The organism is Paenibacillus sp. 3LSP (assembly GCF_032465655.1).
GTDB lineage: Bacteria > Bacillota > Bacilli > Paenibacillales > Paenibacillaceae > Fontibacillus > Fontibacillus barengoltzii.
Genome location: NZ_JAWDJI010000014.1, coordinates 1 through 11,309, shown reverse-complemented (window position 1 = coordinate 11,309; position 11,309 = coordinate 1). Strand labels below are relative to the sequence as shown.

Annotated in this window: 10 protein-coding genes and 1 riboswitch; of the genes, 9 read left to right on the top strand and 1 reads right to left on the bottom strand. The window is 52.3% G+C overall.

What is annotated here, in order from left to right; all coding sequences use genetic code 11:
* Positions 1-53: 53 nt before the first annotated feature.
* On the bottom strand, positions 54-989 hold the full coding sequence (gene corA, locus RW092_RS00840; protein WP_028538200.1) for a magnesium/cobalt transporter CorA: 936 nt from the start codon (positions 987-989) through the stop codon (positions 54-56).
* Positions 990-1,478: 489 nt separating this feature from the next.
* Positions 1,479-1,608: riboswitch (SAM riboswitch) on the top strand.
* A gap of 120 nt (positions 1,609-1,728) precedes the next feature.
* Here corA and metA point away from each other — a divergent pair.
* From metA to RW092_RS00795, 9 genes are all read left to right on the top strand, one after another.
* Complete coding sequence (gene metA / locus RW092_RS00835) at positions 1,729-2,664, top strand: homoserine O-acetyltransferase MetA (RefSeq protein WP_016312945.1); 936 nt, start codon at positions 1,729-1,731, stop codon at positions 2,662-2,664.
* 17 nt (positions 2,665-2,681) lie between these two features.
* The gene (locus RW092_RS00830) at positions 2,682-3,872 is read left to right on the top strand and encodes an aminotransferase class I/II-fold pyridoxal phosphate-dependent enzyme (RefSeq protein WP_028538201.1); all 1,191 of its coding nucleotides are present in this window, start codon (positions 2,682-2,684) and stop codon (positions 3,870-3,872) included.
* Entirely contained in the window at positions 3,869-5,032 is a 1,164-nt protein-coding gene (locus RW092_RS00825; protein WP_316009256.1) for a trans-sulfuration enzyme family protein, read from the top strand. Before RW092_RS00830 ends, RW092_RS00825 begins: the two co-directional genes overlap by 4 nt.
* Before the next feature lie 197 nt (positions 5,033-5,229).
* The gene (gene mqnC, locus RW092_RS00820) at positions 5,230-6,366 is read left to right on the top strand and encodes a cyclic dehypoxanthinyl futalosine synthase (protein WP_016312942.1); all 1,137 of its coding nucleotides are present in this window, start codon (positions 5,230-5,232) and stop codon (positions 6,364-6,366) included.
* A gap of 118 nt (positions 6,367-6,484) precedes the next feature.
* The gene (locus tag RW092_RS00815) at positions 6,485-7,396 is read left to right on the top strand and encodes a putative sporulation protein YtxC (protein ID WP_316009255.1); all 912 of its coding nucleotides are present in this window, start codon (positions 6,485-6,487) and stop codon (positions 7,394-7,396) included.
* A gap of 392 nt (positions 7,397-7,788) precedes the next feature.
* Positions 7,789-9,726 carry a threonine--tRNA ligase gene (gene thrS, locus RW092_RS00810; protein WP_016312940.1) on the top strand — a complete coding sequence of 646 codons (1,938 nt, stop codon included), beginning with the start codon at positions 7,789-7,791 and terminating at the stop codon, positions 9,724-9,726.
* A 211-nt stretch (positions 9,727-9,937) separates the two neighbouring features.
* Positions 9,938-10,639, top strand: coding sequence for a 3D domain-containing protein (locus tag RW092_RS00805; protein WP_258956228.1), 702 nt, complete (start codon positions 9,938-9,940; stop codon positions 10,637-10,639).
* 139 nt (positions 10,640-10,778) lie between these two features.
* On the top strand, positions 10,779-10,928 hold the full coding sequence (locus RW092_RS00800; protein ID WP_016312938.1) for a hypothetical protein: 150 nt from the start codon (positions 10,779-10,781) through the stop codon (positions 10,926-10,928).
* 168 nt (positions 10,929-11,096) lie between these two features.
* The coding region (locus RW092_RS00795) for a LiaI-LiaF-like domain-containing protein (RefSeq protein WP_316009254.1) at positions 11,097-11,309 on the top strand (213 nt) is incomplete at its 3' end.

Sequence of the window (11,309 nt, the reverse complement as noted above, 5' to 3'; positions counted from 1 at the left end):
CTCGCCCAACCCAAAAGGCCAACGCGGACCTCAGCCCGTGTTGGCCTTACTGTTTATATCCAATCTCTCTTCCGGAAGATGAAGTACATCCCTAAACCAAGCACGCCCATAATGCCAAGGACGATAAAATAGCCGTATCGCGAATGCAGCTCCGGCATATTGTCGAAGTTCATCCCGTAGATCCCGGTGATCAGTGTCAGCGGGATGAAAATCGTCGTAATCGCGGTGAACACGCGCATGATTTCGTTGGCGCGGTTGGCGATGGCGGCCTGGTAGGCCTCGCGTAAGTTGCCGACGAGCTCGCGGAACGTGTCGAAGTTCTCGGAGATCTTCACGGCGTTTTCGTAGATGTCGCTGAAGTATTTTTGCAGCTGGTCGTCGATTAGACGAAGGTCTTTCTTGTTCAAAATATTGATGACTTCCTTCTGCGGCCCCAGCACTTTCTTCAGCCACAAAATTTCACTTCGCAGCCCGATGATTTCGTTCAGGTGCGAACGTTTGGTATGCATCAGAATGTCTTCTTCCAGCTTCTCGATCTTCACTTCGATCCGGTCGCCGACGGTGAAGTAGTTATCAACCACCAGGTCGACCAGCAGGTACAGGAATCGGTCGGGCTCGCTGACCTCCTGCTCCCACAGGATCGGCTTCACCGCACGAAGTTCGTTGATCTTCTGTTTAGTAACTGTAATGATATAATGCCGTCCCAAGAAAATGTTCAATGCACGCAGGAAAATTTCCTCGTCATCATACCGAATGCTATTTACAACGATGAAATAGTGGTTGTCGTAGGTTTCAATCTTTGGCCGTTGCTCTTCTTCGCTTAAGCAGTCCTCCACAGCCAGATCGTGCAGCGAAAATAAAGGCTGCAGCAGGGCAAGGTCATCCACCCCCGCGTCGATCCAATAGAAGCCTTCTTCCGGAGGGGTGGTTGTTAATTCCACGTCCTCAACGGGGGTAAATACGCCGGCTAGAACATGACGGATTTTCATAAGCTCTCACTCCCTTTCCCCGGGCCTGAAGGCCTGGGATGCTCTTGTTGCAGCATAGGAAAGGGACCAACCGCGGGTTCGCCCGGCAACGATCAAAAAGGCGTTTATGCAAACACCGGGAAACGAAAGTGCCCTCTACGTTCCGCAGGCACCCAGCGGGTCGGTATCCTATGCAATTGTTTGACCTGGGTATTCCTCTGCGGACTCGGGTCGCCTTCCATTCTCGGTTTCACCTCGCTATAATCAGGTTACATGTTGATGCGTCAAACCCTAGGCCCGTCTGGGCCCAAAGGCACTTGTCTAGTATAACGCCAGCGAATGAAATGTTTCAACCCAAAAGTATACTATGTGCACGGGAGCCAAGCGGTCCATGAATACCGTGTGATTTTTCTCGCAGAGTTCTTGACGGAATGCCATCCGATACTTTAAAGTGAATGTCAGGGAGTACGGGCAACGGCCCAGACCCCGATCCTAACTAAATACAGCGAAATCTTATCAAGAGCAGGTGGAGGGACTAGCCCGATGATACCCGGCAACCGGCGATGACAACCATCGCAGCGGTGCTAATTCTTGCAGAACCGTCCGTATCGAATACGGGGCGGCTTCTGAGAGATGAGAGAGGCGCATACCGAATACGTAATGACCTTTCTCCCCGTGAGAGAGGTCATTTTTGTATACACGGCCCCTCGAAACGGATGTTGAGTTGAGAATGACGCTACGATTAAAGGAGTGAAACCACATGCCGATTAAAGTCCCGGATCATTTACCGGCCAAGGACGTGTTGACCAACGAGAATATTTTTGTCATGGATGAAAGCCGTGCCTATCATCAGGACATCCGCCCGCTGCGGATCGCGATTCTGAACCTGATGCCTACCAAGGAAACGACGGAGACCCAAATCCTGCGTTTGCTGGGGAACACGCCGCTTCAGGTGGAGATCGTTCTGCTTCATCCGAGCACGCATACCTCAAAAAATACGTCCGCAGAGCATCTGGAGATGTTCTACAAAACGTTTGGCGATATTCGCAATCGCCGCTTTGACGGCATGATCGTGACAGGGGCACCGGTCGAGCAATTGGATTTTGAAGAAGTGAACTACTGGGAAGAGTTGAAGGAAATCTTCGAGTGGTCCAAAACCCATGTCACTTCGACCATGCACATCTGTTGGGCCTCTCAGGCCGGATTGTATTACCACTATGGTGTTCGTAAGGTTCCCCTGGCGAAAAAATGCTTTGGGGTCTTCTCCCACACAGTCAACGATCCGAAGGTGAAGCTGCTGCGCGGATTTGATGAAGTATTCCAAGTCCCGCACTCCCGTCATACGGACGTGGAACGTTCGGACATTGAGCGGGTGCCGGAGCTGCAGATTCTAGCGGAATCGGAGGAAGCCGGCATTTACTTGGTCGCCACCCGTGACGGGAAGCAGATCTTCGTAACCGGGCATTCCGAATACGATCCGGATTCGTTGAAATGGGAGTATGACCGGGATATCGCGAAAGGCATGGACATCGATCTGCCGGTGAACTATTTCCCGAATAACGATCCGACACGCGCCCCGCGTTCCTCGTGGCGGGCCCATGCAAACTTATTATTTTCCAATTGGTTAAACTACTATGTGTATCAAGAAACGCCGTACGATATCGATCAAACGGCCGACTTTGTATATGAGATCTAAAAGTGGAGGGATTGCAGGTGGGGGAGAGAAACAAGGAATGGCGCATCGAGAGTAGATTGGCACAAATCGGATCGGTCGAAGAGCCGGTCACAGGCGCGGTGAATTATCCGATATATCAAGCCACGGCGTTTCGGCATCCGCGCCTGGGGCAAAGCACGGGCTTCGATTATATCCGTACGAAAAGCCCTACCCGCAAAGTGCTGGAAGACGCAGCGGCGGCTCTGGAATCCGGCGATGCCGGGTTTGCCTGTAGCTCCGGGATGGCCGCGTTGCAGACGGTATTTACGTTATTTTCGCAAGGCGACCATCTCATCGTATCGCTGGACCTTTACGGAGGCACGTATCGCTTGCTAGAGCGGATTATGTCCAAATTTGGCGTAACCGCATCTTATGTGGATACCAACGATTTGGATGCCCTTGAACGTGTACGTCAAGAGAATACGAAGGCCGTTATTATTGAAACGCCAACCAATCCGCTGATGATGATTACGGATCTTGAAGCGGTATCGACATGGGCACGGTCCCACGGCCTGCTCACGATCGTGGACAATACGCTCATGACGCCGTATTTCCAGCGGCCGATTGAGCTTGGTGCTGACATTGTAGTTCACAGTGCAACCAAATATTTAGGCGGCCATAACGATGTCTTGGCCGGCCTGATCATTACCAAAGGCGAAGAGCTGTCCCAGGAGATGGCGATTCTGCACAACTCGATAGGCGCGGTGCTCAGCCCGTCCGATTCGTATCAGCTGATGCGCGGCATGAAGACGCTGGCGCTGCGGATGGAGCGGCACGAGAGCAACGCGCTGGCAATCGCCAAATTCCTACAGACCCATCCTCAAGTAGCCGAGGTGTTCCACCCGGGCTTGGAGGATCACCCAGGGTATGCGACGCAACGGAAGCAGTCGAGCGGCAACACGGGGATCTTCTCCTTCAAAGTCACGGATGCTCGGTACGTTGAACCGGTGTTACGCAATCTCAATCTGATTGCATTTGCCGAAAGCCTTGGCGGCGTCGAATCGCTGATGACCTATCCTGCGGTGCAGACCCATGCCGACATTCCAGAGGAAATCCGCAATGCGGTAGGCGTGGATGATCGGTTGCTGCGGTTCTCCGTGGGCATCGAGCATGTCGAGGATTTGATTGCGGACCTGAGTCATGCACTGGAAGCGGCACGGCAGGAAGTTGAAGGGGGACAAGGCGTATGAGCGGGCAGGAGAAACGGGACAACAAATTTGAAACGAAACTGATTCACTTCGGCAGTGAGGTGGACGAGGCTACCGGCGCATCCAGCGTACCGATTTATCAGGCGTCCACGTTCCATCATCACGATATTTTTAATCCGCCGCAGCACGACTACAGTCGTTCCGGGAATCCGACTCGGCAGGCGCTGGAGGATTACATTGCCGTATTGGAAGGCGGGGTCCAGGGCTTCGCGTTTGCCAGCGGGATGGCCGCGATTTCCACCACGCTGATGCTGCTCTCGGCTGGCGATCAACTTATCGTGACCGAAGATGTGTACGGGGGGACATATCGGCTGCTGTCCAATATTTTGACCCGGATGAACATTGAAACGACCTTCGTAGATATGACCCAGCCGGAACTGGTGAAGGCGGCTCTGAAACCTAACACGAAAGCTGTCTATATGGAAACGCCGTCCAATCCTACGTTAAAAATCACCGATATCGCGGAAATCTCCACGTGGGCGCGGGAACATGGGTTGCTTAGCATCGTGGATAATACGTTTATGACGCCGTACTACCAGCGTCCGATTGAGCTGGGGAGCGATATCGTGCTGCACAGCGCAACGAAATTCCTCGGCGGACACAGTGACGTGTTGGCCGGTCTGGCGGTAGCTCGGACGGAAGAAATAGCCCGTCAGCTGAAATATGTGCAGAACGGGCTTGGTACCGTCCTCGGCGCGCAGGATTCCTGGCTGCTGATGCGCGGCATGAAGACGCTGGGAGCGCGGATGGCGCACAGCGAAGTGAGCGCGCGTAAGCTGGCCGACTGGCTGAGTCGGCGGAGCGACATCGAAGCCGTGTACTATCCCGGCCTGCCGAATCACCCCGGCCGCGAGGTTCAGGAGAAGCAATCCACCGGGTATGGTGCGGTGGTCTCCTTCGACGTTGGGTCGGGCGAGCGGGCCAAGAAGCTGCTGAATCAAGTGAAGCTGCCGCTCGTTGCGGTCAGCCTGGGTGCCGTCGAGAGTATTCTCTCCTACCCGGCGATGATGTCGCATGCTTCGATGCCGCCGGAGGTTCGCGCCGAGCGGGGCATTACCGACGGGCTGCTGCGTTTCTCCGTCGGACTGGAGGACATCGACGATTTGCTCGCCGATTTGGATCAGGCGCTTGCCAACAGCTGAATAGGCTCGTGAACGAATTAAAAGGCCGCATTATGCGGCCTTTCTCGCTTTTTTCTATGAAGTGCCCTTGCTCCTTTGGCGTCTGTGCCGTGATTGGGTGCTGTTTTTCCTGGGCGGACTGTGTTACGATTGAATTAACATTTTAAATTTTCAGGTATCGCCTGGGATTCATTTATTTGTTCTAAGGAGGCAGTGAAATGACTGCAATCGACGATATATTAAACAAAGCGCTGCAGGGCGGACGCCTAGATTTGGAGGATACAATCCGATTGTTCGAATCCGACGAAGTGGAGAAGATCGGACATACCGCCAACATTTTGATGGAGCGCAAGCATCCTGAACCGATCACCACGTTTGTGATTGGGCGGAACATTAACTATACGAACATTTGTGACGTATATTGCCGGTTCTGCGCTTTTTACCGTCGGCCGGGCTCTGAGGAAGGGTATGTGCTTCCGGATGAAGTGATTTTTCAGAAAATCCAGGAAACGGTAGACGTCGGCGGCACTGAGATTCTGATGCAGGGCGGAACTAACCCGAATTTACCTTTTAGCTATTATACGAACTTATTGAAGGCGATTAAGGAGCGCTTCCCGAACATCACCATGCACTCGTTCTCTCCTGCGGAAATCATGAAGATGAAGGAAGTCTCCGAGGGGCTTTCGCTGGAAGAGGTTTTGCGCGAGATTCATGCAGCAGGTCTGGATTCCTTGCCGGGCGGCGGAGCTGAAATTTTGGACGACCGCACACGTCGTAAAATCAGCCGCTTGAAAGGCTCTTGGAGAGACTGGATGGACGTGATGCAAACGGCCCATAAAATCGGCATGAACACAACCGCCACGATGGTGATCGGGTTCGGCGAGTCGATGGAAGAACGGGCGCTGCATCTGCTGCGTGTGCGGGAAGCACAGGATGAGTGCATCCAGAACGGGTATCCGTCCGAAGGATTCCTGGCCTTTATCCCATGGACGTTCCAGCCGGACAACACGAACCTGAAAGCCGAACGGCAAACGCCGGAATCCTATCTGAAGACAGTCGCAATCAGCCGGATTGTGTTGGATAACATCAAAAACCTGCAGTCCTCTTGGGTAACGATGGGTCCGGAAGTCGGCAAATTGTCGCTGCAATACGGATGTAACGACTTCGGCAGCACGATGATTGAGGAGAACGTTGTATCGTCCGCCGGTGCGACCCATAAAGTAAATATCGAATCGATCCTGTCGATCATTCGTTCCGCAGGCAAAGTTCCGGCGCAACGGAATACAAAATATGAGATTTTGCGCGTGTTTGATGAAGAAACGACGGTCGAACGCGATTTCATTATGCAAAACTAACTTGATCCGACTCTAAAATATTGCTGGCAGAACTGCCTTTCATTCCATGAACGGTTCCCGTATATCCGCTACCTTCCCACCATATACTTGGAGAAGGAAGCGGAAGGGGGCCAGATTCATGGATTTTTTTACTGTACGCGTCAATTGCGGTTCCGCCGAATCGGAGGAACGGTTCAAAGCTTGGTTACAGGAGGCCGTCAGCAGCTTACATAACCGTGAGGTACGGCTTCGCTTTCAAGCGGCCGCAGGCGGGATGCTGGAGGCGGTGCTCATGGGATGCCCGGAAGCCAGCGGCGGGGAGCAAGCTGCTGGAGATCTACAACTGATTGACTGTTTGTCGCAAGGTATCGCAGAGTACATCCTCCGCGAGAAGGAAGCAGAGACCGCCGCCAGAGTTATGCGACGGGATTACAGCTTCGAATCCCGCGAGGAAGCGGAGCAGGTGCATGACATGGTGAACCGGCTTCTGGCCGAAGATGCGGTTACCGGCTGTGCCCGTGATCAACGCAAAACGTTGGTACAAGAAGCACTGCGTGAGTATTTGCAGTCTTCTTCCCAGCTCCATCTAGAAGGGTTCGTCTGGTTTCGCCTCAAGGCTTATGAGGACAAGCTGCGTGAAATTGTAGACTATGCCGTAGACGAGTTTTTGCTCGACAAGCAGTATGAGGAATTTATTGGGCTGCTGCAGTATTTTGTGTATTTCCAGGAGCCTTTGACCCCTTTAGTCCATTTGATGCATAAGCAGGAATCTGAATTTGCGATTCTGAACGAGCAATTTACGCCGATTCGTGTGCCGGCATCCGGCGGGGTTATCGCGCGGATTGCCGATCAGGAGATGCAGATGGAGGACGTGATCGTCAGCACCTTGATCTCCCTCTCCCCGGACCGGATCTTGATTCATACTCAGGAACCTGATGCCCAGGTAATTACGACGATCTCGCGGATATTTGGCGAGCGGGTGGAGATCTGCTTGTTATGTCCGCATTGCCAGCTATTCCATCAGGAGACGCGGCGCCTAGATCAAGGATAATGATGAAGACGTTTCTTGACGAACGGGGAAGTTCGCATTATAATTACTTGCATTAAGTGAACTACCTTAAATAGCGTGGACAAAGACATGAGCCAGAAGGCTTGAACGGTGCAGAGAGAGGGAACTTGGCTGGAATTCCCTTCGGATTCGCTTTTGGTTTACCCCTTTGTAGCTGTATTCCCGAACCTTCGTGAAGTAAGGAATACCGGTTCATTCCCGTTAACGAATGCCGAATTAAGGGCCATATCCGAGTGTGATGCACGGGTGAGTGTTGTGGATTGGCCGAATGAGGGTGGAACCACGGGTATATAACGCTCGTCCCTTTCCGGGACGGGCGTTTTTTAATTTGTCCGCTTCCGGTAACCAATTCTATTTTTAGGGAGGAAATCAAGGTGGCAGTATCAGTTGTTTTGCCGGACGGTTCGGTTCGGGAGTATGCGGAAGGCAGCAGTTTGGAGGATGTGGCGGCTTCGATCAGCAGCGGGTTGCGTAAAAATGCGCTGGCCGGGAAGATCGATGGTAAAGCTGTCGATTTAAATACGAAGCTGGTTGACGGCGCGAAAGTGGAAATCATTACGGCGGATTCCCAGGACGGACTGGAAATAATGCGTCACAGCTGTGCGCACTTGATGGCGCAGGCGGTAAAACGCCTGTACGGCAACAAAGAAGTGAAGCTGGGCGTCGGTCCGGTGATCGAGGACGGATTCTACTATGACATGGATCTGGAGCATCCGCTCAATCCAGAAGATCTGCAGAAGATTGAAAAAGAAATGGAACGCATTATCGGTGAAAACCTGCCGATTACTCGTCGTGAGGTGAGCCGTGAAGAAGCGTTAGCGATTTACACCGAGCTCGGGGATCCGTATAAGCTAGAGCTCATTCGCGACTTGCCGGAAGACAGCGTCATTTCGATTTATGATCAAGGCGAATTTTTCGACTTGTGCCGTGGGCCGCACGTGCCTTCGACCGGGAAGATTAAAGTGTTTAAGCTGCTCAGCGTGGCCGGTGCTTACTGGCGCGGCGATAGCAAAAACAAAATGCTGCAGCGCGTATACGGCACTGCCTTTATGAAGAAAGCAGATTTGGATCATCATCTGCACATGTTGGAGGAAGCGAAGAAACGCGACCACCGCAAGCTGGGTAAGGAACTTAATATCTTCACGTTCAACAACCTGGTTGGTCAAGGCTTGCCGATCTGGCTGCCGAAGGGAGCGACAGTTCGCCGGACGCTGGAACGTTATATCGTTGATATTGAAGAAAGACTGGGTTACCAGCATGTATACACTCCGGTGCTGGGGAACGTCGATTTGTATAAAACATCGGGTCACTGGGAGCATTATCAAGAAGACATGTTCCCGAAAATGGCGATTGATACGGAGGAATTCGTACTTCGTCCGATGAACTGCCCGCACCACATGATGGTGTATAAGAGCGATATGCGCAGCTACCGCGACTTGCCGATCCGTATCGCCGAGCTGGGGATGCAGCATCGCTATGAAATGTCCGGTGCTTTAACCGGCTTGCATCGCGTACGTTCGATGACGCTGAACGATGCCCATATTTTCTGCCGTTTGGATCAAATCAAAGATGAGTTTAAGCGCGTTCTAGATCTGATCAAGCAGGTGTACAACGATTTTGGCATTCACGAGTACCGGTTCCGGCTGTCTTACCGTGATCCTCAAGATACGGAGAAATACTACCAAAACGATGAAATGTGGAATACGGCGCAGCGGATGCTTCGCGAAGTTGTAGAAGAAGCCGGCTTGCCGTTCTTCGAAGCGGAAGGCGAAGCCGCGTTCTACGGACCGAAGCTGGACGTACAGATCAAAACGGCGCTGGGCAAGGAAGAGACGCTGTCGACAGTGCAAATTGACTTCCTGCTGCCGGAACGTTTCGAGCTGGAATACGTGGGTGACGACGGTCAGAAGCATCGTCCGGTCGTGCTGCACCGTGGTATTCTCGGGACGATGGAACGCTTTACGGCCTTCCTGCTGGAGAACTTCGCAGGGAATCTGCCGCTCTGGCTGGCTCCGGTTCAAGCGAAAGTGCTTCCGGTATCCAGCAACTTTGACGCTTATGCTCGTCAGGTTGAAGATAAACTGCGGGCTGCCGGCATCCGCGCCGAAAGCGATCTGCGCAACGAGAAGCTCGGCTATAAGATCCGCGAAGCTCAGCTAGAGAAGCTGCCATACATGCTCGTCGTAGGCGAAAACGAGCAAAGCGCCGGCACCGTCTCTGTCCGCAAACGCGGCCAAGGCGACCTGGGCGCTAAAGCGGTGGAAGAAGTGATTGCTCAGCTGCAAGAAGAAATCCGGAACCACGTGATTTAATTCGTCTCGTTATGGGGGGGTTAACAGAACCGGAGGTTTTGAGCGGGAACAAACTGTATTTTTACATCAAAAGGGCCCCAGGTGCGGGATTTGAGCAAAAATAACTGCACTTTTGCAGTTTAGAGCGGATCGTGAGCATCGTGCTGGAAAGCCAGGATGTATAGAATTGGGCGTATGTGGAAAACCTTTCGAATAAGGGGGAGGTTTTCTCATGCGCCAATTTCATTTCTGGCACAAGTTTAGTGCACGCTGTTTGCTTGCAGGATTGCTTGTATTTACGATGGCAGCGGATCTGCCGGCTGGGGGCTTCCAGCCGCAAAGCATATACACCAACCAGCAATATCGGAATTACGCAGAATGGCTGGAGCTGAAGCAATCGCAGCAACTGCAAGCGGTAAGAACAACACGACAATACCAATATCAACGGGGCATCATGATGAACCCGGAACATAAACAGGCTCAACAAGCTCAGCCTGAACGTAAGAAAAAAGCGGTGGAAACCGTCAAAGTACTGGCAACCGGTTATACCGCCGGCTATGAATCCACCGGCAAGAAGCCCAACCATCCGCAGTACGGCATTACGTATTCGGGTGTTCGGGTGCGGCGTGACAAAGATACCGTCTCGACGATTGCTGCCGACTTAAAGATTTTTCCGATTGGTACGATCCTTTATATTCCGGGGTATGGCTACGGGGTTGTTGCTGATAAAGGCTCAGCAATCCGCGGGCACAAAATCGACCTTTATTTTGACACCATCAAGCAGGTTTATAAGGAATGGGGCAAAAAAGAGGTTGAGGTCCAGGTGGTCCGTAAAGGAGACGGTAAGTTAACCGAAGAGATGCTGAAGGAGCTTGGCAAAGCGATGGAAGTGAACAAGGAAATTCCCGAAAACCTTTGGGATAAGGCGATTTGAGCTTCGCCCACCTTCGCTTTTCGCTCGCATAATTCATCTTCCCAGTTCGCATAATAAGGTTCGTGGCCCACGACTAGGGGGCTGCGAAAACGCCGACGAATCCACAAAATTGGCGTATGCGAGAGGGAGGTGAAGAATCATGGCAAATCAAAAGAAAGCCGCTTCTCCAGGTTACAAAACACCGAACGAGAAGTTTAATGAGGAATTTGCTGAAGAAAGCACAGCAACCGTTGCTCAGAAAGCGAAAGCTTCTCGCAATGCAACGACTCCAGTGAACAAACAACAATAATGATCGCATAGAGCGAAAAGAGCGTCCCAATAAGGGGCGCTTTTTACATATATTCCCTTTCTCCTCGGTCTCGAGACCGATCAAGCTTTCCATCCCGCGCCGCTGTTCATCACCTTATCCTTCAGGTAAACTGGCATTAGTAAGAGGCAGTCCATTGGAGGTTACGATATGAGAAATGGGTTATTTGGAAGATTAATTGGAGGGATGGTGCTGGTCGGGATCGGGGGCGTGTTTCTTCTGAATCAGCTCGGAGTGACCGATTTCAGCATCGGTGAAATGTTCGCGACTTACTGGCCCTTGTTTCTGATATTAGGAGGGTTGGCGAACTTAACTAACGGCGGCTGGCGGGGCGGTAACTTTATCGGCAGTGTCGTATTACTG